The 26,222-nt window shown below is 44.0% G+C and carries 28 protein-coding genes and 1 pseudogene; 10 read left to right on the plus strand and 19 right to left on the minus strand.

What is annotated here, in order from left to right; translation table 11 throughout:
* Positions 1-148 precede the first annotated feature (148 nt).
* The 3 genes from BGP75_RS15900 to BGP75_RS27755 form a co-directional block, all read right to left on the minus strand.
* A complete protein-coding gene (locus BGP75_RS15900) occupies positions 149-2,599 on the minus strand; it encodes an FAD-dependent oxidoreductase (protein ID WP_076719828.1) in 2,451 nt (816 codons plus the stop codon).
* A gap of 120 nt (positions 2,600-2,719) precedes the next feature.
* Entirely contained in the window at positions 2,720-3,571 is an 852-nt protein-coding gene (gene purU / locus BGP75_RS15905) for a formyltetrahydrofolate deformylase (RefSeq protein WP_076720049.1), read from the minus strand.
* Positions 3,572-3,695: 124 nt separating this feature from the next.
* Positions 3,696-4,082 carry a hypothetical protein gene (locus BGP75_RS27755; RefSeq protein ID WP_076719829.1) on the minus strand — a complete coding sequence of 129 codons (387 nt, stop codon included), beginning with the start codon at positions 4,080-4,082 and terminating at the stop codon, positions 3,696-3,698.
* Between the two features lie 589 nt (positions 4,083-4,671).
* Between BGP75_RS27755 and BGP75_RS27760 the strand changes: the two genes are divergently transcribed.
* The 4 genes from BGP75_RS27760 (at position 4,672) to BGP75_RS15935 (ending at position 6,463) form a co-directional block, all read left to right on the plus strand.
* Entirely contained in the window at positions 4,672-4,896 is a 225-nt protein-coding gene (locus BGP75_RS27760) for a hypothetical protein (RefSeq protein WP_143821084.1), read from the plus strand.
* A gap of 329 nt (positions 4,897-5,225) precedes the next feature.
* Entirely contained in the window at positions 5,226-5,759 is a 534-nt protein-coding gene (locus tag BGP75_RS15920) for a TerB family tellurite resistance protein (protein ID WP_076719830.1), read from the plus strand.
* The gene (locus tag BGP75_RS27765) at positions 5,743-5,850 is read left to right on the plus strand and encodes a cache domain-containing protein (protein ID WP_076719831.1); all 108 of its coding nucleotides are present in this window, start codon (positions 5,743-5,745) and stop codon (positions 5,848-5,850) included. The genes BGP75_RS15920 and BGP75_RS27765 overlap by 17 nt, the downstream gene beginning before the upstream one ends.
* A 367-nt stretch (positions 5,851-6,217) precedes the next feature.
* Entirely contained in the window at positions 6,218-6,463 is a 246-nt protein-coding gene (locus BGP75_RS15935) for a hypothetical protein (RefSeq protein WP_076719832.1), read from the plus strand.
* A gap of 434 nt (positions 6,464-6,897) precedes the next feature.
* On the opposite strand, the pseudogene BGP75_RS15940 reads toward BGP75_RS15935, so the two are convergent.
* Positions 6,898-7,030, minus strand: a pseudogene (locus BGP75_RS15940) (helix-turn-helix domain-containing protein); the annotation flags it as partial.
* 445 nt (positions 7,031-7,475) lie between these two features.
* The gene (locus tag BGP75_RS15950; RefSeq protein ID WP_233152949.1) at positions 7,476-7,862 is read right to left on the minus strand and encodes a T6SS effector amidase Tae4 family protein; all 387 of its coding nucleotides are present in this window, start codon (positions 7,860-7,862) and stop codon (positions 7,476-7,478) included.
* Positions 7,863-8,273: 411 nt separating this feature from the next.
* Here BGP75_RS15950 and BGP75_RS15955 point away from each other — a divergent pair, with 411 nt between their 5' ends.
* Positions 8,274-8,558 carry a hypothetical protein gene (locus BGP75_RS15955; protein WP_143821085.1) on the plus strand — a complete coding sequence of 95 codons (285 nt, stop codon included), beginning with the start codon at positions 8,274-8,276 and terminating at the stop codon, positions 8,556-8,558.
* A 273-nt stretch (positions 8,559-8,831) separates the two neighbouring features.
* On the opposite strand, the gene BGP75_RS26645 is transcribed toward BGP75_RS15955, so the two are convergent.
* Both BGP75_RS26645 and BGP75_RS15965 read right to left on the minus strand, forming a co-directional pair.
* On the minus strand, positions 8,832-9,638 hold the full coding sequence (locus BGP75_RS26645) for a hypothetical protein (RefSeq protein ID WP_083704861.1): 807 nt from the start codon (positions 9,636-9,638) through the stop codon (positions 8,832-8,834).
* A 1-nt stretch (position 9,639) separates the two neighbouring features.
* Complete coding sequence (locus BGP75_RS15965; protein WP_076719834.1) at positions 9,640-10,065, minus strand: hypothetical protein; 426 nt, start codon at positions 10,063-10,065, stop codon at positions 9,640-9,642.
* Between the two features lie 911 nt (positions 10,066-10,976).
* On the opposite strand from BGP75_RS15965, the gene BGP75_RS15975 reads away from it, so the two are divergent.
* The 5 genes from BGP75_RS15975 to BGP75_RS15995 all read left to right on the plus strand — a co-directional run bounded on the left by BGP75_RS15975 (position 10,977) and on the right by BGP75_RS15995 (position 15,265).
* Entirely contained in the window at positions 10,977-11,462 is a 486-nt protein-coding gene (locus tag BGP75_RS15975) for an NUDIX pyrophosphatase (RefSeq protein WP_233152950.1), read from the plus strand.
* Between the two features lie 150 nt (positions 11,463-11,612).
* A complete protein-coding gene (locus tag BGP75_RS15980) occupies positions 11,613-12,005 on the plus strand; it encodes a VOC family protein (protein ID WP_076719836.1) in 393 nt (130 codons plus the stop codon).
* Between the two features lie 7 nt (positions 12,006-12,012).
* A complete protein-coding gene (locus BGP75_RS15985) occupies positions 12,013-12,519 on the plus strand; it encodes a GNAT family N-acetyltransferase (protein ID WP_076719837.1) in 507 nt (168 codons plus the stop codon).
* 86 nt (positions 12,520-12,605) lie between these two features.
* Positions 12,606-13,457: an alpha/beta fold hydrolase gene (locus tag BGP75_RS15990; RefSeq protein WP_076719838.1), complete on the plus strand. Its 852-nt coding sequence runs from the start codon at positions 12,606-12,608 to the stop codon at positions 13,455-13,457.
* A 278-nt stretch (positions 13,458-13,735) separates the two neighbouring features.
* Positions 13,736-15,265: a metallophosphoesterase gene (locus tag BGP75_RS15995; protein ID WP_076719839.1), complete on the plus strand. Its 1,530-nt coding sequence runs from the start codon at positions 13,736-13,738 to the stop codon at positions 15,263-15,265.
* 97 nt (positions 15,266-15,362) lie between these two features.
* Here BGP75_RS15995 and BGP75_RS16000 read toward each other — a convergent pair whose 3' ends face one another.
* The 12 genes from BGP75_RS16000 to BGP75_RS16055 form a co-directional block, all read right to left on the minus strand.
* Positions 15,363-16,091 carry a class I SAM-dependent methyltransferase gene (locus tag BGP75_RS16000; protein WP_076719840.1) on the minus strand — a complete coding sequence of 243 codons (729 nt, stop codon included), beginning with the start codon at positions 16,089-16,091 and terminating at the stop codon, positions 15,363-15,365.
* 84 nt (positions 16,092-16,175) lie between these two features.
* Complete coding sequence (locus BGP75_RS16005) at positions 16,176-16,922, minus strand: hypothetical protein (protein ID WP_076719841.1); 747 nt, start codon at positions 16,920-16,922, stop codon at positions 16,176-16,178.
* Positions 16,923-16,939: 17 nt separating this feature from the next.
* Complete coding sequence (locus BGP75_RS16010) at positions 16,940-18,166, minus strand: beta-ketoacyl-ACP synthase (protein WP_076719842.1); 1,227 nt, start codon at positions 18,164-18,166, stop codon at positions 16,940-16,942.
* Positions 18,166-18,891: a 3-ketoacyl-ACP reductase FabG2 gene (locus BGP75_RS16015; RefSeq protein WP_076719843.1), complete on the minus strand. Its 726-nt coding sequence runs from the start codon at positions 18,889-18,891 to the stop codon at positions 18,166-18,168. The genes BGP75_RS16010 and BGP75_RS16015 overlap by 1 nt, the downstream gene beginning before the upstream one ends.
* Positions 18,888-19,340 (minus strand): hotdog family protein, encoded by a 453-nt coding sequence (locus tag BGP75_RS16020; RefSeq protein WP_076719844.1) that lies wholly within the window; start codon positions 19,338-19,340, stop codon positions 18,888-18,890. Before BGP75_RS16020 ends, BGP75_RS16015 begins: the two co-directional genes overlap by 4 nt.
* Entirely contained in the window at positions 19,337-20,527 is a 1,191-nt protein-coding gene (locus BGP75_RS16025; protein WP_076719845.1) for a beta-ketoacyl-[acyl-carrier-protein] synthase family protein, read from the minus strand. Before BGP75_RS16025 ends, BGP75_RS16020 begins: the two co-directional genes overlap by 4 nt.
* Positions 20,524-21,138 (minus strand): DUF3261 domain-containing protein, encoded by a 615-nt coding sequence (locus BGP75_RS16030; protein WP_076719846.1) that lies wholly within the window; start codon positions 21,136-21,138, stop codon positions 20,524-20,526. Before BGP75_RS16030 ends, BGP75_RS16025 begins: the two co-directional genes overlap by 4 nt.
* Positions 21,135-23,462 (minus strand): MMPL family transporter, encoded by a 2,328-nt coding sequence (locus tag BGP75_RS16035; RefSeq protein ID WP_076719847.1) that lies wholly within the window; start codon positions 23,460-23,462, stop codon positions 21,135-21,137. Before BGP75_RS16035 ends, BGP75_RS16030 begins: the two co-directional genes overlap by 4 nt.
* Complete coding sequence (locus BGP75_RS16040; RefSeq protein WP_076719848.1) at positions 23,459-24,019, minus strand: outer membrane lipoprotein carrier protein LolA; 561 nt, start codon at positions 24,017-24,019, stop codon at positions 23,459-23,461. Before BGP75_RS16040 ends, BGP75_RS16035 begins: the two co-directional genes overlap by 4 nt.
* Positions 24,016-24,423 carry a thioesterase family protein gene (locus BGP75_RS16045; RefSeq protein ID WP_076719849.1) on the minus strand — a complete coding sequence of 136 codons (408 nt, stop codon included), beginning with the start codon at positions 24,421-24,423 and terminating at the stop codon, positions 24,016-24,018. Before BGP75_RS16045 ends, BGP75_RS16040 begins: the two co-directional genes overlap by 4 nt.
* Positions 24,424-24,465: 42 nt before the next feature.
* Positions 24,466-25,470 (minus strand): lipid A biosynthesis acyltransferase, encoded by a 1,005-nt coding sequence (locus BGP75_RS16050; protein ID WP_076719850.1) that lies wholly within the window; start codon positions 25,468-25,470, stop codon positions 24,466-24,468.
* Entirely contained in the window at positions 25,463-26,206 is a 744-nt protein-coding gene (locus BGP75_RS16055) for a glycosyltransferase family 2 protein (protein WP_198939382.1), read from the minus strand. Before BGP75_RS16055 ends, BGP75_RS16050 begins: the two co-directional genes overlap by 8 nt.
* Between the last annotated feature and the right edge of the window lie 16 nt (positions 26,207-26,222).

The raw sequence follows: 26,222 nt of genomic DNA on the forward strand, positions 1-26,222 counted from the left end.
TGGTGCGGCCTGATGTTCGGTGAGAGTCTATTCATCCAAATAACCACCACCAGTTGGCAGCGAAAATCACCTGATAATCGTAATTGCCTGAAGCCCATCGATTTTTCTGCGGGCTTCAGGATCGTTGACGGATATGTTCAGTCTTGTCCTAGCACTTGATTTTTTCCATAGCAGGGTCATAGAAAGAGCGAAGTGACGGAGTGACCCGGTAGCGCTCACACTCTACTTCGATTTCGAATGTTGTGCTCTCCAGCCAGTCTTTGGTGACTCCTTCTTGATGTTCTACATATCCCATTGCTACGGTTGCGCCCAGAGTATGGCAGAACATACCGGCTGTCGTTCGCCCAACTATTTTGCCGTTAGCAACAATGGGTTCCTCGTGATAGCAAAGAGGCTCTGGGTTTTCGAACAAAAACGCAACAAAGCGTTTTTTCAGAGGCCCTTCTGCTTTCTGAGCCAGCAGTGCTTCCCGGCCAATAAAGCCGCCTTCTTTGTCAAAATCAGAGGCGAACCCTAATCCGGCCTCCAGCGCCGTATCCTCGTCGGTGATATCATGTCCCCAGTGACGGTAGCATTTCTCCATCCGCAGTGAATTCATGGTGTGATAACCATAGGGCTTAATGCCGTATTCTTCACCGGCTTCCATAATGGCTTCATAAACACTCGGGGCATATTCCGTCGGGATGTAGAGTTCCCAGCCCAGCTCACCTACATAAGTAATGCGCGACGCCCTGACAATGGCGTAATGAAGATCAATCTCCCTGGATGTTGCGAAAGGGAAGGCATCATGAGACAAATCAGCTTTGCTTAGTTTGCCAAGCGTGTCTCGTGAATGTGGTCCCATTACCGTGATGACTGCATAGGCGGATGTCATGTCTGTGATTGTTACCAATCCATGCTCAGGTTTATTACGGCGCAGCCAGTCCAGGTCCCGATTCTGACAGGCGACACCGGAGACAACCAGAAAGCGATCCTTCGCCAGCCGGGTGACCGTCACATCGGCTTCGATACCACCGCGATCGTTTAGCCACTGGGTATAGACCATCCTGCCCACGGGGACTGAAACGTTATTGGAACAGACTCGATTCAGGAAGCTCTCGGCATCTGGGCCTTCCAGCTGATACTTTGAAAATGAACTCTGGTCGATAACGCCGACAGCATTGCGCACCGCATCGTGCTCAGCTTTGTTGTTCTCAAACCAGTTCTGTCGCCCGAAGGAGTATTCGTATTCAGCTTTTTGACCTTCGTTAGCGAACCAGTTCGCTCGTTCCCAACCATTTTCAACGCCAAATACTGCCCCTTGCGCTTTTAGTTGCTCGTGCAATACAGAACGCCGCACGCCGCGAGCCGTCTTAAACTGTTTAAAGGGGTAGTGTGTTTCATAGAGCAGTCCCAGTGATTCAGTGGTTCGCTCGTAGAGGTAATTCTGAGTACCCTGAAATGGCATATTACGGCGAATATCCACATCCCATAAATCTCTGGGGGCATGGCCTTTCTTGATCCATTCAGCCAGCATTTTACCTGCTCCACCAGCAGACTGAATGCCTACTGAGTTAAAGCCCGCAGCAACAAAATAGTTGCGCAGTTCGGGAGCCTCTCCGAGGTGATAACGGTCATCAGGGGTAAATGATTCCGGACCATTGAAGAATACCTGCAGACCGGTACGCTCCAGGATGGGAAGGCGATGCATGGCCGCTTCCAGATAGGGCTCAAGGTGTTCGAAATCATCCGGTAACTGATCAAAACAAAAGTCCTCGGGAATACCGTTCATGCCCCAGGGCTTGGCGCCAGGTTCGAACATTCCGACCAGAAGTTTTCCTGCATCTTCTTTGTAATAGCAGTATCCATCCATATCCCGCAGGGTGGGCAATCCGTGCTGCAAGTCCGGCATGTTTTCGGTGACAACGTAAAAGTGTTCCGCACCATGCAGCGGTACGTTGATGCCAGCCTTTTTACCAAACTCCCGTGCCCACATCCCGGCGCAGTTGACGACGTATTCGGCCTCGATATCACCCCGTTCGGTGATCACTCCGGCGGCCTTGCCATCCCGGACTTTCATGTCCAGAACTTTGGTATTCTCGAAGATTTGAGCACCGCCCAGCTTGGCACCCTTAGCCAGTGCCTGGGTGACGTCGACGGGGCTGGTCATACCGTCCATCGGCAGATGAATTGCGCCGATAACATCGTCGATATTGAGCAGCGGCCACATTTCCTTGGCATGCTCCGGGCTGATCACATCACAGGGAAAGCCTGCAACCTTAGCCATGGAGGCACCGCGTTTTATTTCCGCCAGACGCTCCTTGTTGGTAGCGATGGTCAAGGAGCCATTGCGGACAAAGCCGGTTGCCTGACCTGTCTCCGCCTCCAGTTGCTCATAAAGGCTGGCGCTGTAGTTGGCCAGCATCGACATACTGTAGGTGGCACGTAGCGTCGGTACCAGGCCCGCCGCGTGCCAGGTGGTGCCACAGGTGAGCGTTTTACGTTCCAGCAAGACTACATCGGTAAAACCGAGTTTTGTCAGATGATAGGCGATGCTGCAACCGATAACGCCGCCGCCAACAATGACGACCTGGGCAGAGGAGGGTAGTTGTTTGGACATTCTGCTTTCCCCTTTTCGGGTGTTCTTAAAAATCTGAATGCTGTTCTTAATCATCTAAGCGGTGAGCCGGTGGCAAAACCGTTACAGCGGCCAGCGAATATTGTTTAGAGTATGAGTATTCTAGAAGACGACAGTTTTGTTGCCGTGTATCAGGACCCTGTCCTCAAGATGGGCACGTATTCCTCGCGCCAATACTGTTTTTTCCACGTCTTTTCCAAGCCGGACAAGATCCTCCACACTGTCACTGTGACTGACTCTGACGACATCCTGATCAATAATCGGTCCTTCATCCAGCTGCTCAGTGACGTAGTGACAGGTTGCGCCAATCAGCTTGACCCCTCGCCGGGAAGCTTGATGATAGGGCTTGGCTCCGATGAAAGAAGGCAAGAAACTGTGATGAATATTGATGACCTGATGACGGTATTTTTCACAAAGTGCCTGGGGTAAGATCTGCATATAACGCGCTAAAACGATATTGTCCGCACTGTATTCCTCGACCAGACTCTCGACTTTTGCGAATCCGGGTGCCTTGTTGTCTTTTTCGATCACTACATGATGAAAAGGAATGCCGTACCATTCCACCAGCCCTCGCATATCGTTGTGATTTGAGATCACGCAGGGTATTTCACAATGCAGATCTCCACTTTTCCAGCGATCCAGCAAATCAGAAAGGCAGTGAGAGCCCTTACTGGCCATGATGATCATTTTCTTTGGTTGTGCACTGTCGGTAATCTGCCAGTTCATCTTCAGCTCTTCTGCCAGAGGTGTGAATTTGTCCCGCAGGGAGTCAATGTCGAACGGCAGGGAGTCCGCTCTGATTTCCAGTCGGGAGAAAAACCAGTTGCTCTCTTCATCCGAATGGTGCGCGGCTTCTGAAATCCAGCCACCACTGCGGGTAATGACCTCACCGACACGGGTAACAATGCCTACACAGTCAGGGCAGTCGAGGGTCAGGCGATAGGTATGATTCATCTTGGTTTCCTCTGGATCTCTGTCAACCACAGCCGCAGAGATCCTGTTATCAGGGATGTTGTACTGGGATTGTTGTACTGGAATTTTTGTATTAACGTTTTTTATCAGGGGCGAGAGCTGAGTGTTAGTTCATCTGGGTCAGCTCAATGCTTTCGAGCTCAGGCAGTGCCGTGAATAGATCCTGATGTAGGTTGTAATCAGCCACGTTGAAAATAGGCGCTTCATCATCATTTTTAATGGCAATAATGACAGTGGTTTCAGGCGCCAGAAGATGTGTTATCTGCTGCTCAGTGGTTAGTTTGGCTAGCACCGGTGCCAGGTTTTCAGGAAGCTGATGAGCCAATGCCGGGATTTCGGCTGCCACAACACGGCTGACCTCTTCAAGGGCGATTTCATCGAATAGATTCATTGCCATTTTTACATTTGTCAGCTCAACGTCAGAATTATCGGCCTTTACACGCACCTTGAGGTTGGCGTCTACCACCCTCTTTACTGCTACCTGTTCTTTCATTTCGACCTCAGTGAGATGCTTTTTATAGGTATTAGTTTATCGAAATTAGTTCAATTATGAAAAAATAGAAATAAATTTCATTTATGTATATTTATATAAATATTATGCCTGTGTCAATGAATTGTTAGCATGGGTCTATCAGTATTCTGCCAGTTATCACTGGTGAGATATGCAGGAAACGGTCTGAAGACACTTTATGGCGCTACCAAATAATAACGGGATCGATGATCTACTTTTTGTAGGTATTTGTTACCGAAAAGTTACTTATTTAATTGTTTAATAAGATTTTTGTTGAGGGTGAAGGTCTGCTGTTAAGGTCTTCCTTATTTTAAAATCGAACAAAAAGTAGACAATTTTTGCCAGATTGATTGCTAATCAGAATACCATTATGCAGTGATGTGAAAAAATTATAATAAAATTCACAATAGTGTATAAGTATCCAGTCTACTACCCTTTGTTGAACCTAATGAGTTGCTGGAGTACTCCGTGGTTTACACTGAGCGGTCTGTAAACCACATGTCAAAAGCTTTCCAGCAGGCAATGAAAGATATCTCCATGACGTTGAAAGTCGGTTTATAGTGTTGGCTCAGTGGCGCTCATTCCAGGTAGTGGTACCTTTGGAATGGAAGCTGTTGCCAGGCAAGTCGCCAGCAATAAGCAGTGTCCTGTTATCCGAAACGGTTGGTTCAGTTACCGCTGGAGCCTGATTCTGGAAACGGGGAGCATCCCTTCAGCCTGTACTCTGAGGAAGGATCGGCCGGTGGAAGCTGTTTTGTTGTTTTTGGGCTGGGGCGTTTTGAGCTGGTTCCTTTAGGAAAGGGCAACTCGTAGTTACCAAGCTTCAAGTATTACTTTAATAATTGGTCATTCATACGCTGTGAGTATTGGCCTTGTGCTGGTCCTTATGGCAACATTGCTGAGGTATCAATAGAATATCAGTGTGCTGACGGATATATCGCGCATACCTCGGCATGGAAACACGGATGCGTGCTATTCCGCAGAAGGGAGGCTGTTAATATCTAAAGCAAACCTCATAATTTCAACTTGTTATACTGATATTTGCCGATGCTATAGATTGGTGAAGCGCATGTGCGCGATATAAAATTATTATGAATTTAATTCGATGCATAGGAAGGGAGATATATGCACATACTAATCGGACTAATTACAGCAATAGGCGGCTTAATCTGGGCTTTTCACAGCCTTCAAAGATCCGGCGTTGATCTCAATTCTTTCAATCCATTTTTTTGGATTCGTCGCCGACGTTGGGAAAAACAACTAGGTACGAAGGCTGCCCACAATCTGGAAAGGCCAGTTGAAGCAGCTGCGCTTCTTTTGATTGGTGTGGCCAAAATTGAAGGTGAAATAACTAGAGAGCAAAAAAGAGAAGTTATTTCAATATTTGAGAATGAATTCAACATGGACAAAGAAAATGCTGCTGAGCTATTTTCTGCTTCATCATATTTATTACAAGACGTCACTGATATTCAGGTTGAGGTCAAAGCTATCCTAGCCCCCTGCAAAGATAGGTTTCAGAACGAGCAGTCTACCTCCTTTATTTCTATGCTTAAACAAGTAGCAAGCATTGACGGAGCTCCAAATGAGCAACAAAACATGTTAGTGAACACGGTGAAGCAGGAGCTATTTACTAAACCAATGGATGTTAAAGGTTGGTGATAACTACTTCTTTATATTTGATGAAAAATTACGAATGGTAATGCATCCAATAAAACCCTCATTTGAGGGGAAAGACTTCTCCTACGTTTAAGACTCAAACGGAAAGCCCATTTTTGCACATTTTTATCAGCTGTTGCTTCTACAGATTCTGGAACTTCGATCTACTGTTGGCCTAGTCTCAGATGTAAGAAACCAACAAAAAATCGCTGTCTTCAAACGATATGACAACTGGGATTGGATTATTGGTACATCTGTATATGTTGATGACAAGTGCTAAATGACAGACTTGGCTGAGAGCTCTATGATTATTGGAATTTAAATAACCATTGGCGGTTTGTACGAGTGTTGCTTTACTCAGGAAAAAGTCTAGCAAGAGAGCAATTTATGCTGATAGTTAGTACACTAGACACAACTGCTCTTTGATTCCAGTACCTTCTATAATTAAAGGAAGCTTCTCTATGAAATATGAATCAGATGAAACAACCTCTTCAGTTGATGCTGTTCATTTTTTTCTTATTGTTTTGGGGACTGTCTGTCTTACGCCTGGCGTACTAGCGATATATCAACCGGAGCTATTGCCTCGTCAGCTTGGTACAATGTCAGAGTTGGTTATTGATAATAGTAAGTTGTTAATAATATTGGGTGTTGTATTTTTTGCTATTAATATTATACGTTCTTCACTGTGCAAAAAATTAAATAAATAGAAGGTTAATTAGTTTTTTAATAAATCACTCTCTGAGATTGATACACTGCATCCCGGTATCAAGCTTATCTGCGATAATAGGGGGCTTCGACAAACTTTCGGTGAGTGTCTAAGCCAATGAAAACTATGCTACTGTTACTTATACTGAACGCTGACTGGTAATGGATTCAGTATCACCCTGGTTTTCAGTTAAGCTAACCCAAGAAATGAAGGTTAGCGCGAATTCAACTCCCAAGTGCGACACTCTCCTGTGCAGCTTGAAGCAACTCTCGAAAGACTACTTCTGGCTGCCTAAATCCCAGGCATTTCCTTGGCCTCAAATTTAATTGTTTTTCGGGGGGATTACCCAATGGTATTTTGTACTTTTTAACGCTAATCCTGCGCTCTCGAACCTTCTTTTGGGCATGAAAGGATCATAGCCATTACCCGTACCGTTTCGTCCAAGCTCCCGATAGACGGTTGAGCGATGAACATTAATGGTTTTGGCAATAGTGGCAGGCCGATAACCCTGCCTAAGGAGAACGGATATCTGGTATCGTTTACCTTCGGCCAACTGCTGATAACTCATGGTGATACACTTTTACTTTGGCGAGAAGAAGCGTACCACTGTCAGAAGTTGGCTACCTCTTACCGTTCAACCATGAGTGTCGCACTTATTATCTGAATCCCCGCTTAGCTATCAAATAAAAGACAATTGTTAGAATTATAGATGAGACAGCGTATGCAGGGAGAGTGGTTTTTAGCATCAATAAGCCACTTTCTACTCGCTGTTCTTCATGAAGAAAAGGGGTCGCTTGCAAATTAAACGAATAGTTAAAAATAGCAAAATTTATTGTGAAAGTTATCACAGCTAAGACTACATAAATTAGAAAAGTTTTCATATAAAGTAGCCTATTTAACTTCTCAAAACCAGATTTCATGGGAATTATTTAAATCACTAACTCTACCAAAAAATTCAAGAATACTTCTTGTAAACATTGATGAACTAGTTATTTCATCTTTATTCCAGAGATCTATATGATCTCCACTTCTTTGGTCGAAAGATTCATTTCCTCGTTGCCAATAATTCTTGAAAAAATTATTCCCGTTCGACCATTCAACTTTTCTTGAAACGAACTAGAGTTAATTTTTTCAAGTTTTCCTAACCAACTAAAATTAGACGTCTTCAACCAGTTTGCCATTTCTTCTGCAAGCAGAATATGTCTCATTCCCGGATGTGACCAGCATTTTTTAACTTTACTTCCCGAAGTAGAAATTCCAGACTTTATTAAAGCGTCACTTAAAGAAATCGCACAGTAGTTTCCAAACGGCCTGGTACTTGTAGCTTGTTTGTTTTGACACCTGGCCTTTATTAGGGTTTTGTCTGGAAAATTATTCCATAGCTTGTCGAACGTAATCACTTTATTCCCTTAAACTGAGCCAATTGTAGGCTTCTTAGCTTGTCTATATAAATGCTCGCCTAACAATCTCAAAACGAATTTAATAAGTCAATAGCTATCAATAATATACTCTATGGTATTAAAGTTACGCGAATATGAGCAGCCCTGACCAACAGTTGTTGAAGAAAAAATCGAGCCATAGAGCAATTAACGCCAATATTAATACATTAGAAACAATTGCTTTATGACACCGGTATACTGCGTCTAGGTATCAAGGTTATCTGTGATACAGGCGACTTCAACAAACTCTTTGCGAGTGTCTAAGCCAGTGAAAACTATGCTATTGTTACCTATACTGACCTCTGGCCAGCATGCTAATAGAAGGTGCGGTATGGCCTTGGCTTCCAGTTAACTCAAGTATTGAGGAGATCTATGCGAAATTCCCGTTTTTTTGTAATGGTAATACTTTTCATATTTATTGCTGGCTGTGCAGCTAAGAAGAATTTCCGGGTGACCTGTGCATCTGAACTGGATGTAGCTTGGAAAGAGCTTGATATTGCAAAAGCAAAAGGATTCTCAGGAACTGTAAGCTATACAAAGGCTGCGGGGCTTCTTTCGCTAGCTAAGTCAATGCAGACCGTAGAGAATTTTGATAATTGTGTAAGGCATGTCAAAGATGCAAGATACTATATCAAGCAATCTCGGCTGGGGCGTTGATACTAAATAATTTATGGTGAGTTTGTGTTTGGCAAGCTCACCATATGGGCATAGTAAAGCTGTCACTTTGTTTGTAAAAAGGCCGCAAACAAATCGTTCATTTCACCAAACCATTGAGTAAGGCGTCGAAGCTGTCAGAAAAGCTTTCCAGCTCTTGGTGAAAGGGGACTCAGCTTCGCTAGACTCGACGAAAAGAAGTAAGCCTCAGCCGGTCGAGGAAACAGCTGTTCTTTGACCTCGATACTGATGGTATCACCGTACAGTATAGTAAGCTTAATATGTTCGTTCTTTATACCAAACTCCTTTTTGGGCTGGTTGGATTTTTTGAAACTCAATAGGAAACTCTTGTTTGGTTATTGAGCATTCATCAAGGCATCGTTTAGAGTCAACGCGATAGGTTGTACTCGCATATTTTGGTTTCCATTGTCGATTTTTAATTTTTCCTACGGCTCCATCGTTATCCCAGACTTTAAATGCAGTCTTAGCTGATACGGGATGACACAGTTTTAGCGCTGTAATTTTTTCGATCTCTCCAATCCCAATATAAAAGCCAATAAGGTTAGATATTAAATCTTCTTGGCTAAATCCACTGTCAGTTGCAAAGCTAAGTACGGTTTGGAAGTTTTCAAATCGGTGCGATACTTCCATAAATATTGATAGTGCTACTCGCTTTTTCTGTTCAATAGTTAGGCCTTTCTTTACGAAATAGCGACCTTCTCTTCCAGGCTTTCCTATATAGCCAGCATGATCCTGACGAAACCTTACTTCAAAGCCAGCTGAACCATCTGCGAACTTGAAGCGAGGATCTGTTTTACAACTGCCAGGCATCCCGAAGTAATGGGCCATTGTCATAACACTATTAGCACCATAGGGAGTGCGTCCACAGCGTGGATCTATTGCTTCAGAACTTTCATTTATTAGTTGTTTCCAAAGGTTTTCTGCTCCAATCTCCATTCTTGCATTTGTAGGATCAAGATGCCCTAAATCTATCCAACCAGCTTTACAGGTATATATCAGCCCGTACCGACGTTCCAGGTTACTAGTGATAGTTCCATCTAAAATATCCTTCCGTGAACTCATTTCAAAATCCTATAAATGTTATATTAGCTTTTAGATTGTCTGTGCCCTTTTTCTTTGAAAATATTGCAGAAATAACCCTTTTCTGTTTATCGGTTTTTTCGCAGATGAAATAAGCTTCTTGAGGAGGAAATCTGCATATAAAATCAATAAATTCAAGTTCTTGGGTCAGGTGTTTTTCAGAATATTTGGTAGGGTAGTCAACTATGACAGCTGTACGTTTAAGCCCGTCAGCTGCTCCGACCTTATACAATGGTTCTTTAATTGCACCAAGTATTGGAAAACTTTTTACTTCATTATCTACCTTAAGAAAATACGCTAAGGAGTTTTGATTGAATCCTGAAGGTTCCCAAAAGTAATAAACTGAATAGCTCCAAATTATGCATATAGCTAGTGCTATACTTGAGCCGACTATTTTAGCTAAATTCATATGTCTCTTTAAGCAGAAAAATTATATGTGCATTTGATGATAGCCCGTGCATCTATCGCTTTTACTCAGATACCTATAAAGATCTGGGTCAAGAGTCCCGAGATAAGAACACTATAGTATTTAGCTACGTTAGAGTCAGTTGGGGGATGATTGGTTTCAAATGAGCTATGCATAGGATCTATCCATTGATTGCAAGGGGTTAACTTCCGTGATTAGATGGATTGCGAGCTAAGCTATCAGTTGCCCGCGTTACTTGCAAGAGACTGAAGATATTTTATACAGAAAGTATTGTAACAAAATTGAAGGAATTTATTGTTGGATACAGCGTTCTATGAGATAGGTAAATTTAAATTTCATGTAAAAATATAAATGAATAGCCAGGTTTTTATTAAAGTAATTAAGTTTTACAATGTATAAATTAATCATTACAGTTTTTGTCTGCTGTAGTCTGTAAGTATTAGCGTAATACTCTATGAATATCGAGCAAAAGATAATTAAGGCATTCGGTCTATCTTCAGATATTGTTGTTTCTGATGATTTTATTGAGAAAAATGATGATCTCATGTGGCTAGAGCGAGAAATTGATTATCTAATCTATGTGCCTAGTTACATGTTGTGGTGTGTAAGGCATAAAGAGTATAAAGGGAATATAGTCTGTGACAGAACAATTAGTGCCCTTGCAGAGTTTGGCCGCTGTAAGAAGTCGGATATAGCTCATTTAAACTTTAAAGATCTCTGTAATGAGAGGCAGAAATCTGTGGTATCGGAGTTTTTAAGTTGGGCGCTTGTTCATTTGAAACTTTGTAATGAGGATACAATAATTAGGTCTCTCAAATATTGGTAGCGATCTGTCAGATCGCTGAAATTGGCATGTGTGATATATAAGTGTTAACGCTAATAAGGATGATCGAGTGAGTACGATACCGATAGAAACATCAGTCGTATCAGGTGTAGTGATTTCAACTTCAGGAAACGAAACCAAGATTTTACTCATGAAGCGAGCAAAGGAAGGGTTTTGGTGTCATGTTGCGGGAAAGATTGAGAGCAATGAGGCGGCTTGGCAGGCTCTGGTCCGAGAACTTAAAGAAGAAACCGGACTGATGGCGGAGGAGCTGTATACAGCTGAATACCTCGAACAATTTTATGAATCCAAAAAGAATGTGATAACGCTTATTCCGGTATTCGTTGTCAAAGTGTCGTCAGATAAAAAAATAACTCTCAATGAAGAGCATAGCGAGTTTCGTTGGTGCTCCTTGCAAGAAGCAAAGTCTCTTGCGCCTTTCCCGAATCAGAAAAAACTATACGATCACGTATGGCAGTACTTCGTGGAAGAAGAGCCTTCAGAGCTTATGAAAGCAGGTGGAGAGTTAACACATATAAGCACTGGGGCACAGTAAAGCTGCGCGGGTGTTTGAAGCGTTAGGGCTGCGCGAGTATGATTCGAATTGCTCTGTTCAACAGACAGTTGGACCAATGGCTGCAATCGTCATTTGAATGGCTGTTTCTTTGCAGGTTTCTTAAGCACGGCGGACATACAAGGAGAGTTGATGAATCTTAATCAAGTTACCTTAGCGGTACAGAATATGGATAAAGCAACTGAGTTTTATCGGGCTTTAGGCTTCACCCAAATTGTTGACACAGAACATTATGCTCGTTTTGAGTGTCCAGAAGGAGAGTCAACATTTTCACTGTATCTAGAGACAGAAGAGTTTAAAAATAGCAGTGTTATCTATTTTGAGCACGAACAACTTGATGACTGGGTCATGGAACTAAAATCAAAGGGCATCAAGTTTGAACAAGAACCCACAGATCAACCTTACTTATGGCGTGAAGCTGTTTTAAGTGATCCGTCAGGTAATAAGATAAAACTCTATTGGGCTGGGGATAACCGGCTAAATCCTCCCTGGCGAGTAGAAAAAGGGCCTGATCATAAAGGCTGATGATTCGATGAAACTTCGGCTATTGAGCTCTTGCGATATTTACGAATTACTTCAATTTGAAGTCAAAAATCGATTGTGGTTTGAATCACATATAGAAAAGCGAGATCCCGATTTCTATTCGATAAAGGGAGTTTCTGCACATGTTCAAGAGTATATAAGCTATTGTGAGTCAGCTAGGATGTATGCCGGAGTGGTGGAGGAAGGAGGAAAAATCATTGGGCGGGTCAATTTGAGAAACTTGGATTCTAAGGGCGCTGAAGGGATGCTTGGCTATCGGGTTTCGCAGCAAGAAAGTGGCAAAGGTGTTGCCAGTTTTGGTGTTGAAAATATTCTAAATATCTCTAGAGAACAGTTAATGCTACGCAGTATTAGAGCAAAAGTTTCTGTTCATAACACAGCATCTCAACGGGTCTTGGAGAAGTTCGGCTTTAAAGATATAGGAATCCACCTAAATTCAATAAATGTGGGGGCAAGAAGGTTAGACACCATTGAATACCTACTTAAACTCGCTTAATAAGTACCGCTAGGAATGATGTCTGCTTTGACCTTTGTTTCGGTACTAAATCCGCTGTTAATGATCAAAAATCTAAGGACTTCTGGATGAGTAAAGAAAACTATCGGCAGGAGCTGATAGAGAAAATTGAAGTTCCTGTTCAGCAAGGACAGATAATGGCTGGTTTGGTGAAAACCACTTATTTGTCTGCAGGTGAAGGACCTGTTGTCATATGTTTGCATGGAGCGGGGGCTGGAGCTGTGACCTGGTATCCGTCAATTAGTGTTATCGCACAAAATTTTCATGTAATTGCGCCGGATATAGTCGGCTATGGTGAATCTGATAAACCTGATGGGGCTTATGACCGCCCTTACTTTTCAGCCTGGCTAAAGGAATTTATGTCGGCACTGGAAATCTCTAAAGCACATATCGTCGGCTTATCTCAAGGAGGAGCCGTTGCTCTCCAGTTTGCTCTGGATAATCCTGAGATGGTTGATAAGCTTGTCTTAGTTGATTCCGGTGCACTCGGCGCCCAGCCGTCTGTTTTACCCTTTATTGGCATGATTTGGTTGAACAGCTTTCCGTCCCTGCTTGCAAATCGGTTTTACTCTCGCTACATATTACATAACCCAGATAACCGGGATCCGAATCACGGATATTATTCTGTTGAGGTGATTAAGCGTGAGGGCGGTAAGAAAGCCTTCACTCAGGGCAGGGGAGCTGCCGTATCAGCAATATCAGAAGACTCCCTTGGGCAGATACAAAGCGATACGCTAATTATCTGGGGAGAAAAAGATCGATTGTTTTCAATCGAGCATGGTGAAGCAGCAGCTCGCATGATACCAAATGCGACATTCCATCCAATTCAGGATGCCGGGCATCTACCGTTGATGGATCAGCCTGAAGCCTTTAATAAGGCTCTCCTTGAGTTTTTGAAAGAGAAAAGACAGGCCCTGTGAAAAGCCAAGGTATCAACAAACAAAGTCTGTGTAACCATGGCTGTATACTTCTAGCTGGATCATAGGGACTTACTTGCCGGTTTTCTGGAGTTATTCAAAGCTGCTGCTAAGCGGATAGAAATCAATAGGCTATACTGTGTGTTGCCTTGGTTATGGTGTAAAACCTGATATAAAGAAAGCCCAGCGGCTGTGTACTCATCTTTTTTTTGTTTTCCTGAAAGAATGATAGTGCTTCTGGCTAAGTTGATTGGATGATAAAACTATTACAGGATGTTGCTATGTTAAAATATTGCTTGATTCCATATGGTCGATTGATTTTCTGCATATTAACTCTTAGCTTGTTAGCGGGTTGTCATTCGAGACATTCAACGATAAAACCGCAAGAAACCCCTGATAAATTCTATGCCGCATACAGTCTGTTTGCACCGGCTTCGAACGGTGACACTCTTTTGTATGCCCGAGTTATCGTTGGTGGTATTAATGTGAGCTGTCCTGAATTAGTGGGTAGCGACAACAGCAATATAACCATGTCGGTCAGGGGCTTTCATCCAGACCTGAATGCTCATAGCCAAAATTTTCCTGTAACTGTATGTGAGGCGATTATCGTCTCTGATGTCTCATATTCGGTTGCTTCAAGTTCTTTACAGATTGATGCTGTTACTTTAAACCCTTCTTCAGTGCTTGTTTATGGTGATACCGGTTGTAAGGCATCGGTTTGTAAAAAGGGAGAGTCGGCCAGTCCTTTCGATCAACTGGCCCAGTCAGGGGCAAATGCCAATGCAGACCTTATTTTGCATATGGGAGATTATAACTATCGTGGAACCTCTGGCAGTATAAGAAAAAAACCAACCGAAATTTATGCTTACGATGCCGGTGATGGTGGATATGAAGGCGCAGCCTGTGGTTTCGTGCAGAGTGACTATTACAGTCAAAATGCCAGTGATAGTCCTAAGCCTGATCGTTGGCAATATTGGCAAGATGACTTCTTTGAGCCTGCGAAAGAGTTGCTGTCGACTGCACCCTGGGTCTTTACCCGGGGGAATCATGAGCTTTGCAGTCGGGCCGGTGTTGGCTGGTTTTATTTCCTGGGTCCCGGTTCTTCTCTTGACGGTGGTATTCCGCAGCTAACCTGCCCTAATCAGGGCCTTTTGGATTCTCCGGCCAATGGGGCTGTGAACAATATTTCGATGATTCAACCCTATTCTGTTTCGCTTAAGCCGGTGGATCTATGGGTGATTGACAGTGCCAATGCCTGTGATGCGAGCGCTGGCAATCCATTAACGGCACAGTACAGCATGCAGTTTGAGCAGCTTCAAAAAGGGGTTGCCACTAGCGCTAAACCAGTTTGGATGCTGACACATCGGCCAACTTGGGGGGCTTCGGTTGCAAGCGTCAAGAATGGTGAGTCAGCGCCAGCAATAACAGCAATTAACATCATGATGCAGGAAGCATTGCGAAATACATCTTCTGCTCAATTTCCTGAAGCGCTTCAGCTTCTGCTATCGGGCCATATGCATCTCTTTCAATCCGTAAGTTTTCTGGAAAAAAGCGCTGAAAGACCTGCGCAAATAATAGTAGGTAATAGTGGCGTCAGTTTAAATAAGTCACCCAAAGGAAATTATCAGTCGGTCATTGATGGCGAAGAAGCGAACATTAACCAGCTGAATGAATATGGGTTCCTGTCAATACTGTTAAACCCCGATGGCTCTTGGGCAGGTGATATTCTGAATCTTTCTGGTAGCTCCATTGCTCGTTGTAACAGTGAGAATAGATTAGAGGGTAAACCCGTTTGTAGCATTAATGATTAGTGACAACAGAGAATGAAAAAGGGTGTCACAGTGCAATTTCACCGGCTTCAGCAAGCTTGACCGGTGAATACCACTAGCATGTATGTACTGCGAGGAGTTATGGCGATATAGAAGGCTTTGTCGCGACTAAATTAACCAGGGTTTCTTCTCTTATCGGCGATGGCTTAATGCCGAACCAGTTTTCCATGATCCCCAGATCTTCTCGGCTCCACCATAAATAGGGATATGAGATAGATGAGTCTGGCAAATCAAAACCGGCCTCTCTAATCATTTCTAAATATTGTACGGCAGTTTTCTGTACATCCATTGGATGGCGAAATAACAAGCGTATTATCCATGAATGAATATATCTTCGGGTAGACTCGGCAAATAGCATTACACCACCCGGCTTAAGGACGCGGAAAAACTCTTTAATAGCTGATTCCTGATCGATAAGGTGGTGAAAGGTTTGGTGACAGAATAGTAAGTCCACGCTGTTATCTTCCAAACGCAGACTTGAACTTGAACCTTGAATGAGATGGACCTTGATACCTTCTATTTTGGCCTCTTTATCCGATCTTTCCAGCATCTCTGGGTCAATGTCCATTCCAACTAATTTATTTGGGCAAAAACGATCATGTAGTTTTTTGAGAGAGCGGCCATATCCGCAGCCAACATCAACTACAACATCATAAGACTCTTTACGTTTTGGAATGAGTCGTTCCACATCTTTTAATGCTCGTTCCAAAACTTGCTGTGTCCAAACATCTGTCCGTAAAAACCACTTACCAAACTCTGTTTCTGGTACATAGGGTTCTACTATTTTTTCTGACAGGGATGTGTTCATGTCATCTCTTAGGGCAACTGAGTAATTTATAAAAAGGCAAGAAACATGAAGCACTTCTTGCCAGATAGAAAAGCCGCACAAGCATTAAATATACTTTCGAGCGTATTTTGCGATCTTGGAGTGAGGTGTTTCCGCTGCTACTTCAGTGAGCAGGGTCTGGTAACTTCCATTTCCATTCTGACCAATTACTTTGCAGAGCCAGGCAACGGTATCTTGTTCCTGTGCATCTAGTGGTTTTTTATACGATTCATGAATCAGTTCAGCCGACTTCTCTAAAAGCTGAGAGGTTGATCTGCGTTCGTGAAACAAGGCTCGGGCAGCCATCCTTTGGACAAAGTGGTCTCTGTTATTGAGCATCTTTAGGTAGATGGCTTCATCAATTCTTAAGCCTTCTGTACTTGTTTGGGATTGTTCAATTGCATTATGCCAAATGCCGTAGTTAGGCAAGTCTGTTAGTGCTTTCCTGGCGTGTTTTTTTACTTCCCAGGGCTCGGATATATGAGTCAGTTGGGTAATATAGTCTCGGTACTTTTCATTACCGCTGTATCCCAGAGCACGGACATAGTAGGTTGCCAGTTTCTTCTGACGAGGTGACAATTCCTCTTCTGGTGAAAGCAGCTCGACTAATCTCTGCTCAATGACGTCATATAATGCTGGGCTGGAAATGCCGCTCCATTGCAGTCTTTTCAGAGCGACAAGCTTTGTTTTCTCATTTTGCGATGATACTTTATTCAGCAGGTAGTCAACGTATTCAGCCTCGGTACTCATGGCTGAGACAGTTCCCACCCATAGCAACGAAAGCGTTATTGCCATCCATATTTTTTTGATCATTATTCAGGTTTCTCCTTTTAAACCCAGTGTTTAAATATCAGCGACGTATTTATGCCACCAAAAGCGAAATTGTTACTCATAACGTATTCAGTACTGATCTCACGACCTGATCCCATAAGATAATCCAGCTCCGCGCACTCTGGATCGGGGTTGAGCAAGTTTGCTGTACCATGAAACCAGCCCTGATTCATCATTTCTATAGCTGTCCATGCTTCCAAAGCTCCGCAGGCACCTAGAGTGTGGCCAGTGAAACTCTTTAAAGAACTTATAGCTATCGGCTTACCAAACACCGCAGCGGTTGCATGGCTCTCTGCAATATCACCACGCTCTGTTGCTGTACCATGAGCACTTACATAGCCAATTTCGCTTGGTGAGATTCTGGCCTCTGCCAGTGAAAGGCGCATTGCCTTTTCCATTGTTTCAGCGGATGGTTGAGTGACGTGACTGCCATCGGAATTGGTACCGAAGCCAACAATCTCTGCATGTATTTTTGCACCGCGTGACAGTGCATGTTCCAGTTCTTCCAGAATCAGCGTACCGCCACCTTCTCCGATCACCAGTCCATCTCGGTCTTTGTCGAATGGTCGAGGAGAAAGATGGGGCTCATCATTGCGTATACTGGTCGCATAGAGGGTATCGAATACGGCTGCTTCTGTTGCGCATAGACCTTCGCAGCCCCCTGCTACCATTATTAACTGTTGTCCATGTTTGATTGCTTCATAGGCATAGCCAATACCCTGACTGCCTGAGGTACAGGCGCTGGAAGTTGTAATAACGCGTCCTTGTAAACCAAAATAGACACCAATATTCACCGGGGCGGTATGGGCCATCATCTTAATATAGGAGTTTGCGTTCAGGCCATCAGAAGACAGATTGAGCAGCATGTTGCCGAACTCACCGAACGCATCGGTGTCTCCCACAGAAGATCCATAAGCGACTCCGACTGCACCGCTGTGGAGTATATCCTCTCCCAGTATCTCAGCATCCTTTAGCGCCAGTTCTGTACTCCGTACACCAAACTGCGCAACTCGTCCCATGCTACGTAATTCTTTGCGTTTATAATGGGCGGGCATTTCAAAATCGGTTATCTGGCCACCCAGGCGAGTATTCAATCCATCGTATTTATCCCAGCTGTCTATACGGGATATTCCCGTGACTACACTCCTCAAAGCGCTTTGCATTGAATCCCAGTCATTACCAATCGGCGAGAAACCGGCCATTCCGGTTACAACTACACGCTTCATTAATACATTCCACCATTAACAGAAATTACTTGTCGAGTAATGTATGCAGCATCCTCAGACATCAGAAAACTGACAGTTCCAGCCACTTCTTCAACCTGACCAACACGCTGCATAGGAATCATTTTTAGCGCTTCATCTAGCGGCAGATCATCTGTCATTTCAGTATCAATCAGCCCTGGTGCAACACAATTCACGGTAATCTTTCGCTTGGCCAATTCAACCGCTAGTGCTTTGGTCGCCCCAATAATCCCGGCTTTTGCGGCGCTGTAATTTACCTGTCCCCGATTCCCCATTTCCCCGGAAACGGATGAAAGAGTAACGATTCGACAGGGCGTCCGACGCCTGATCATTGGCATAATGACGGGGTGAAGTACGTTGTAGAATCCATCAAGGTTGGTTCTTAAAACCAGATCCCAGTCTTCACCTGGTATAGCGGGGAATGCGTTATCTCTGGCAACTCCGGCGTTACAAACTACTCCATAATAGGCTCCGTGCTGCTCAATATCTTTTTCAAGAACATCACAGCATTGTTTGCGATCAGATATATCGAATTGTAATATGCGTGCTTTGCGTCCATACCCTGTAATTTCCGAAGCTACTGTCTCTGCGCTATCACGATTACTGCGGCAATGTAGTGCTAGATCATACCCTTCTCTTGCCAGACGCAGGGCTATTGCTTTTCCGATACCTCGGCTGGAACCTGTTACCAAAATTGTTTCTGTCATGAATTCGCATCCTGTAAAAACTGATCAGCATCGTCAGGCTGAAAAACATTAAGGTTTGCTGAGGCTTCTATACCTTCACCCTGTAGCAGGCAGCTAAACGCACTGAGGCCATTATCTCCCTGTAACTCGCGTCGTACTTTTATTGACAGTGTTTGTCCTATAGGGAAATAATCGGTTGTACAGCGATATTTACGTGTACCTAACAAGAATCCAAGTTTTGGCTGATCTCCACTTAAACGCTCCTTGGAACCAGAAAAAGCACCGATTGCCTGTGCAAGGTATTCAAGCCCTATCCATGCGGGGACCCCCCTTTCATCAACAAACATTGAGTCAGTTGTAATCTGAACCTCAGCGTGCAGCCAGTCTTCGCCATATTCGACAATAGTATCTAAAAGACTCATCTTTCCTGAGTGTGGAACGAGTTCTTCTACGCTAAATTTCGGCATCATTGAATACGTCCCAAGAGCAAAGAGATATTATTTCCACCAAAGGCGAAGGAATTACTTAAGGCATATTGCGGGGGAGCTGTTAGTTTGGTTTTTGGGGTTATTAAATTAAGGGGGGGAAGTTCAGGGTCTTTAACACCATCCCAAAGGTGGATGGGTAGTAAAGAATCAGTCTTAGTGCTATTCAGTGTCAACCAGCATATGCCTGCTTCTACGGCCCCTGCTGCACCCAGAGTGTGCCCTGTAAAGGGTTTGGTTGAACTGCAAAGGGTGTGTTCGCCAAAAACCTGACTGATTGCTATGGATTCCATTTGGTCATTCAAAGCTGTTGCAGTGCCATGCAGGTTGATATAGTCGACTTCAGCGGCAGAAATAGAGCCGTCTTTCAATGCCGCTGTCATGCATCGTATAGCTCCGGCTCCTGTAGGGTCGGGTGCTGAAATATGATGGGCATCGGAGCCTTCGCCAACGCCTGTCAGTTCGATTCCAGAGGCTTCAGTGGTGATTAGAAATAATGCCGCTCCTTCGCCAATATTGATCCCATCTCTGTTTTTGCTGAATGGATTGCAACGATTTTCACTGACCGCTTCAAGTGATGAAAATCCTTGTACGGTCAGATGACATAAGGTATCAACACCTCCAGCAATGACGGCATCACAAATACCTGCACGAATTAAGCGTCTTGCTGTTGCCAGCGCTTTTGCTCCGGAAGAACAGGCTGTCGATATGCCATAAGCAGGCCCTCGTACATCAAGTATCTGAGCGATGAACTGTGCGGTTGCTCCCATTTCTTGCTGACTGTAATTGTAGTCAGGCGGCAAATTTCCGGTCTGTATCCACTGTTTGATAGAAGACTCACATTCGGCAATGCCGGAAGTACTGGTACCAATGACCACGCCAACTCTATGGGGGCCAAAGTGCTGGATGGCTGCGCTAACGTCGACATCCATTTGCCTGAGAGCCGCCAAAGCAAACTGGTTGTTGCGGCTGTACCACTTATTATCTGGCAGAGGTATCGGTGGCAACTCTCCATTGTACATCCCGAGAGGGAGAGGCCTGCCTGCACTATAGTTGTCAGTTATCGTGAGTTTGGCCTCCTTTGCCATGAGGTTATTTTTAACGGATGCAGCCGTATCACCTGCAGAGCAAAGCATTCCCAATGTATTGAGGTAACATTTTTCGGCGGTCATAAATCCATTTTCTCCAGCATATGGATCTTCACGGAGTAATCACGAAGATAGTTTTTTACGTCTATCTTTTTCGATTGATAGCTGACTGTCAGCACTGTCCCGGCTGAAGTCAGAAGTGTTCGTTGATATTCAGTAAAATTCAGATCCCAGCCATCACTTTCCAGATAGTGACTTTTAATCGAAAGCTCAGGCCAGAGTGCGAACTGAATAACAGCAAGAATTTCTTCACCGGGAAGATCAAAAGCTGCAAGACTGTCTTGTGTCAGTTTTTTGCCGTCATACTCCAAGGAGAATAGCTGTTGTCCCGTCGGCAGGACAGCGATTAATTTCAGTTGATGTGACAGTAATCTTGTAACGACCAAGAACTGCTGTTGCCTCCCGCGGGACTCCATTGTAACTGCTTGTTTAATCAGCATCGCTCCAGGGCCTTCTGTCGTGGGCAGTAGCTTTAAGTGTTCTGGCGCAGGTGCTTGATAACCAATAACACTGCAGCCATTGAGGCTGAGTAAAAGTATCAAGGAGCAAGTCAACCAATACAGTTTTTCTGCCATCGGTTTAAAAACAACATGCTGTTTATTAAGTGTATTAGTATGTTTCTTTATTCTGATCATATTTGGCTATCTGTCCTGTTGTTTTTTCGCGCAGTCGGAGTCAGTAGCCAAACAAAAACTAACCCCAGCAGTACGGTTAATCCAAAGTGATGCAAAACCGGTGTATCGCTTAAGGCCAGTAAGCCAAACGCCAGCAAGCTTGTGTATGTAGAAAGAGATACTGCTAGCCAGGTGTGGGCTGCTTCATCTGTTTCAAATAAGAAAATTCCCATATCAAGGCCTATACCTAAAACCAGGATTAGAGCCATCAGGTGAAACAGGTTAATCCCTTGCTCTAGCTGTAACAGTATTGCAAGAGAGAATATTGATGCCAGGAATGGAGGCATTACTATGCGCCATACCTGAGTTTTATAGCGTAAGGACAAGACTAATAGAACACAAAGGTAAGCGATGATGACCCAAGTAAGAATTTGTCCACGATAATTGCCCATTAAGTCGGAGATGTTCTGGACTTGATCAACATAAAATATTTCGGGATCGACATCAGTTAATGAAACTAGCTGTTCCTTTGTCTCGTGACTTAAGTCTCCGGAAAAGCGAATAACGGTTGCTGCTGATGTTTCAGACTGTAAGACTATCAGGTCTTTCCAGTTTTTAGCCCCTCGGTGTTGTTGCCAAACTTCTGGAGTTAGTTGCTGTTCCACGTCCTGCTCAAAATTCAATCGAGCGGTGTCTAAACCCTTGTCGGAAACATTGAATATTGTGTATAAGGGTTTTAGCTGTTGGTCATACAGTTGACGAGCAAGAATGGTATTTTCAGTTTGACGTTGCAGTGACGGCAGGACTTGGGAAAGAGCTTGATAATCATTGAGTTGCCCATTTTCTTTCAAGCGATTCAACTCAATGGAGATTTGTTCCTCCTTTTGCAGACAATGTTCCAGTGAGTCGGCGGTAATCAAAATAAACTGGGAACTGCTGCTGGTTTTCAGTGCTTGCTGTATCCGTTTCTCCTGGGCTAACAGGTTGGCAGGGGAGGTTTGCAACAGGCGGATATCATCCAGGCTGCTGCTGTTCCAAAGTGCTTGAATTGCTATACCTGAAGAGGCAAGTAAAAGCAGCATCAGCAATGGATTGCCTTCAACCCGGGGAATACGTTTACGGAGTCGATCCAGTGTTAGTGCGGCCTTCAACGGTTTTAGAGGGTCTTGCTTTGTCAACAGGGGTAAACAGAGTACAACAGTAAGCCAGGATGCAGATAACCCAACTACCGAAAAAACTGCCATTTGACGTAAGCCGGGAAATGGAGCCAATGCCTGCGCTGCATAAGCTACTACGCTGGAAAACAGTCCCAGCATTAAACCGGGCAACAGTCTTCGCATTATCTGATTATGTGGTGAGACAGATCTTTCTGTTAAAAAATGCAGTGCGTAATCTATCGATACGCCAACCAAGCCTGCGCCAAAGGCAAAAGTAACCAGGTGCACCCGATCAAAAACGAGCATAGTCACGGCAGCAGCTGAGATACAGCCTATTGATACGGTAAACAGCAACAACATTAAGGGTTTAAAGCGGCGAAAAACACAGAGGATAGCGATGATGATCCCCAATAGCGAGCCCAGGCCAATCGTCGATATTTCTTTACTGGCCTGGTTAGCGCCCGCTGCTGCATGTAACAGCATCCCTGACATATCAATGGAGACTGCTGTTTTATCCAGCTGATGTTTCTGAATCGCTATTGTTTCCAATACTCTATGTTGCACGTCAGGCGCGAAGGGGTCGCTGGCAAGCGCAGCAATAAGCATATAGGAGGGTTGCTCTGCCCCTACGACTTTGAGTAATGAATCAGATACCTGTAGGTCCAGATTACTGAAGCGCTGTAAAGATAGTTCGTTGAAAAAGCCAAAAGGGTCTTCGATAATTGAACTGCCGCCTACTGAAATAGGACTATATAGTCGGTGCAGTGCTCGCTGTTTAATCTGTATATAGTCTTCTGTCAGCAACAGTTTTCTGGTGGTTTCATCGATAACTGAGAAACGAAAAGGGTATAACTCATCTTGATATTTTGAGGTCTCGCTCTCATTGATCTGCCAGGTTACTTCGGAGATATCGGGGAGTACGATTAAACTTTCTGCCAGTGATTTGATCGCAGTACGGGCAGTTTCTTCATTTTTCGCAGAAACCAGCAGAATTATCCGTTTAGAGAAGCGTTCAGCCATTTGATCTATTGCTCGCTGGATCACCGGCTGTTGTTCAGATTCCGGCAATAATGCGAGGATACTGGAATCAAATGCTGGTCCCTGTCTGAAGGCTAGAAACACAACAATAATAACCAGCAATATCCAGCTGGTTGCTGCCCAACGGTGGGAGGAAATACGTTCTTTCATTGATTCAGTCTGTCGAATCGTATGGTCGTGCGATCACCACTTTTTTCGTGAAAGATCAGTTCACGCAGCAAAGTATCACCTTTTAGTTCAACCAGGCTGATAACCTGTGCCATTGTTCTGTCGGTGGGGAGCAGTTTTGCGTACCAGTTTTTACCGTTGATCTCTCCTGACAGCTCAAAATACATCGCCAGATTGTTCCATTCGGCTGCCAGTGCCGAGAAGAATATTTCACTAAGAATTCCGGCTATCGGGTTTGAGTTTGTATCCAGCCGCAGGAGTTCTTGATCTCCCTGTTTATTGATGATGGCAGAAGGTGTCATAACCAGTTCATTTTGAATAGGCTTCAGAGTTTTCCACTGAAGCATCTGACCCTGATGATAATAAAAGAGTCCTGTTGAAATCAGCGATGTATCCAGTGCACTAAGGTATTTCTCTTGAGTAAAATGTCCGCTAAGCTGTTCTGGTGCTTCGGATACATTATCAAGTTGTTTGAATGTCAGTTCTGCGTATGAGGCTGATGACAATAACAGCAAAAAGAACAGTAGATATCGATTCACCGTGCTATCCCCAGTTTATTAAATAGGATATCAGGAGATGCGTAGAGCATTTCACCACTTGTATGATCGACGGCTACCTGAACTGTATGTGCTCTGGTCAATCGTTGACCGGTTTCCTGATCCTCAATTAGATAGTTCACCTTAAGCCTGTTTTCCCATTCTGTAAGTGTTGCCTTGACACAAACTATTTGCTGGAACCGCAAAGGTTGAGCGTAACGGATTCGAATATCAATTACTGGCCATGCGTATCCAGAATCTTCCATTTGTTTATAGTTATAATCGATTTTATCCAATAGCGCACAACGCGCTAATTCCAGGTATTTTACATAGTGTCCGTGCCAGGCCACACGCATGACATCGACATCATGAAAAGGGATCTCGATTACAACTTCAGCTTCTATCACTAGCTCATTCCTATAAAGCGCGTGTGCGCAGACTGCTTTTACTTAGTGGTTTTTTGCAGAGGCATCAGGATTACACTGCTTCGAACTGCTTCCTCTTAAGGACGGATCCGTTAAATAAGGGGATGTGTCTTCAGTCCAGAAAGGGTAGAAATTAAACCATTGTAACGGGGCCTTTATACAATAGTGTTCCAACCGATCAGTATAATCTTGTACGGCGCTATTGATCGCCTGTGAGCGTTCTCGGCGTGGAAATTTCAACTGTTCCGTGAGCAGTTCAATATAAATGTGATATCGGGTTTGCTGCTTCAGGCAGAACATTAAGTATACGGGGCACTTAAGCAATGCAGCTAAGATAAAAGCACCTTGGGGCATTGGAGCTGTTCCACCAAGGAAGGTTGCTTTTGAAACCCGATTTTGTCCAGTAACAGGTGTTCTGTCTCCGGCGATGATGATGTATTCGCCGGCTTCGATTCGTTCTGACAAAATCATTGCAGTAGCTGGAGATATTTCGGTTACCTGCAGCATTTCTACACAAGCACGAGAATTAACCTTTTTGATCAGAGTATTGAATTTGTCTGCGTGTTGGGTATGGACCAGAGCGGTGAGTCGAATATCAGGTAACTGATTGGTCAGGGCGCTACAGATTTCTGCATTGCCCAAGTGAGAAACAATAATTATTCCGCCTTTATCATCACTGCCTATTTTATTAAACACAGTGGGGGTTTCGAATACGACTTCATTCTTACCAAAGTGTCCCATCCATGCTAAAAATTTATCCAGCAATATCTCTCCAAACATCATGAAATGTTTGAATGATGATAGAGAAACTCTGGAGGCAGGTGGGATAAAGGGGGTTACCATGCTGAGGTATTGTTTTGAAGCTTTGCGAGCTTCTTTGCGGGTTAAATAGTAATAGGCCATTACTGGAACCAGAAAAACCCGGAAGCCCCGTTGGCCAAAAATTCGGTACACGGTCAGCAGTATTCTCATACCCAAAATAGTCCCTGCTTCACTTGCTTTGGACCAGTGATTATTGGTGTTATCCATTGATTCGTTCCCAGATGATTTTAGGGAAACGTCTTAGCATTCCGAAAAACAGTCGTGAGTGCATTAAGGATATGAGTAGGTTGTCGCGCCAAATATCAAAATGGGATATTCCATCAAGAGGATAATTGACTCGAGTGGGAAGGTTCTTAATGCTACCTCCACGCCATGACCAACGTACGATTACCTCTGGATCAAAATCCATTCGATTACCGCACTTTTCTTCCTCAATAAGCTGTACTACATCTTTCAGGGGATAAACTCGGAAACCGCACATGGTGTCGCGAATTTCAAAAGAGAGCGTGTTTATCCATACCCAAATATGGGTTAGATAACGACTGTAATATCTGATTGTAGGCACAGATTGATCGTATGTGGGATAGCCTGTTATCAGGCTGTCAGGGTTGTTCTTGCCAACTTCCAGAAATGTGGGAAGGTCCGATAGATCATGTTGGCCATCTGCATCAATTTGAATAGCATGATTATAACCATCGGCAAGCAATGCCTTGAGTCCGGCCTTTACGGCAGCTCCTTTGCCACCATTACACTCTAAACGAAGCAATTTAACATGGTCAGAGTGCTTTTGACTGAGTTCAATCAATAGATCCCGACAAGCAGGTCCACTACCATCATCAACCAACAAGACGGGGCAGCCGTAGCGGAGGACATTCACTACTGTTATCCCAACGGCCTCTTCGTGATTGTAAACGGGAATTAGTACAGCTGGATTAAATTCCATATTGTTCATCCTATGC

The sequence above is a fragment of the Motiliproteus sp. MSK22-1 genome (assembly GCF_001968815.1).
In the GTDB taxonomy this organism is placed as follows: domain Bacteria; phylum Pseudomonadota; class Gammaproteobacteria; order Pseudomonadales; family Balneatricaceae; genus Motiliproteus.

Coding starts and splice junctions, on each gene's coding strand:
- BGP75_RS15900 (WP_076719828.1), bottom strand. CDS start 2,599: ATGTCCAAACAACTACCCTCCTCTGCCCAGGTCGTCATTGTTGGCGGC.
- purU (WP_076720049.1), bottom strand. CDS start 3,571: ATGAATCATACCTATCGCCTGACCCTCGACTGCCCTGACTGTGTAGGC.
- BGP75_RS27755 (WP_076719829.1), bottom strand. CDS start 4,082: ATGAAAGAACAGGTAGCAGTAAAGAGGGTGGTAGACGCCAACCTCAAG.
- BGP75_RS15920 (WP_076719830.1), top strand. CDS start 5,226: ATGCACATACTAATCGGACTAATTACAGCAATAGGCGGCTTAATCTGG.
- BGP75_RS27765 (WP_076719831.1), top strand. CDS start 5,743: ATGTTAAAGGTTGGTGATAACTACTTCTTTATATTTGATGAAAAATTA.
- BGP75_RS15935 (WP_076719832.1), top strand. CDS start 6,218: ATGAAATATGAATCAGATGAAACAACCTCTTCAGTTGATGCTGTTCAT.
- BGP75_RS15955 (WP_143821085.1), top strand. CDS start 8,274: ATGCGAAATTCCCGTTTTTTTGTAATGGTAATACTTTTCATATTTATT.
- BGP75_RS26645 (WP_083704861.1), bottom strand. CDS start 9,638: ATGAGTTCACGGAAGGATATTTTAGATGGAACTATCACTAGTAACCTG.
- BGP75_RS15965 (WP_076719834.1), bottom strand. CDS start 10,065: ATGAATTTAGCTAAAATAGTCGGCTCAAGTATAGCACTAGCTATATGC.
- BGP75_RS15980 (WP_076719836.1), top strand. CDS start 11,613: ATGAATCTTAATCAAGTTACCTTAGCGGTACAGAATATGGATAAAGCA.
- BGP75_RS15985 (WP_076719837.1), top strand. CDS start 12,013: ATGAAACTTCGGCTATTGAGCTCTTGCGATATTTACGAATTACTTCAA.
- BGP75_RS15990 (WP_076719838.1), top strand. CDS start 12,606: ATGAGTAAAGAAAACTATCGGCAGGAGCTGATAGAGAAAATTGAAGTT.
- BGP75_RS15995 (WP_076719839.1), top strand. CDS start 13,736: ATGTTAAAATATTGCTTGATTCCATATGGTCGATTGATTTTCTGCATA.
- BGP75_RS16000 (WP_076719840.1), bottom strand. CDS start 16,091: ATGAACACATCCCTGTCAGAAAAAATAGTAGAACCCTATGTACCAGAA.
- BGP75_RS16005 (WP_076719841.1), bottom strand. CDS start 16,922: ATGATCAAAAAAATATGGATGGCAATAACGCTTTCGTTGCTATGGGTG.
- BGP75_RS16010 (WP_076719842.1), bottom strand. CDS start 18,166: ATGAAGCGTGTAGTTGTAACCGGAATGGCCGGTTTCTCGCCGATTGGT.
- BGP75_RS16015 (WP_076719843.1), bottom strand. CDS start 18,891: ATGACAGAAACAATTTTGGTAACAGGTTCCAGCCGAGGTATCGGAAAA.
- BGP75_RS16020 (WP_076719844.1), bottom strand. CDS start 19,340: ATGATGCCGAAATTTAGCGTAGAAGAACTCGTTCCACACTCAGGAAAG.
- BGP75_RS16025 (WP_076719845.1), bottom strand. CDS start 20,527: ATGACCGCCGAAAAATGTTACCTCAATACATTGGGAATGCTTTGCTCT.
- BGP75_RS16030 (WP_076719846.1), bottom strand. CDS start 21,138: ATGATCAGAATAAAGAAACATACTAATACACTTAATAAACAGCATGTT.
- BGP75_RS16035 (WP_076719847.1), bottom strand. CDS start 23,462: ATGAAAGAACGTATTTCCTCCCACCGTTGGGCAGCAACCAGCTGGATA.
- BGP75_RS16050 (WP_076719850.1), bottom strand. CDS start 25,470: ATGGATAACACCAATAATCACTGGTCCAAAGCAAGTGAAGCAGGGACT.
- BGP75_RS16055 (WP_198939382.1), bottom strand. CDS start 26,206: ATGGAATTTAATCCAGCTGTACTAATTCCCGTTTACAATCACGAAGAG.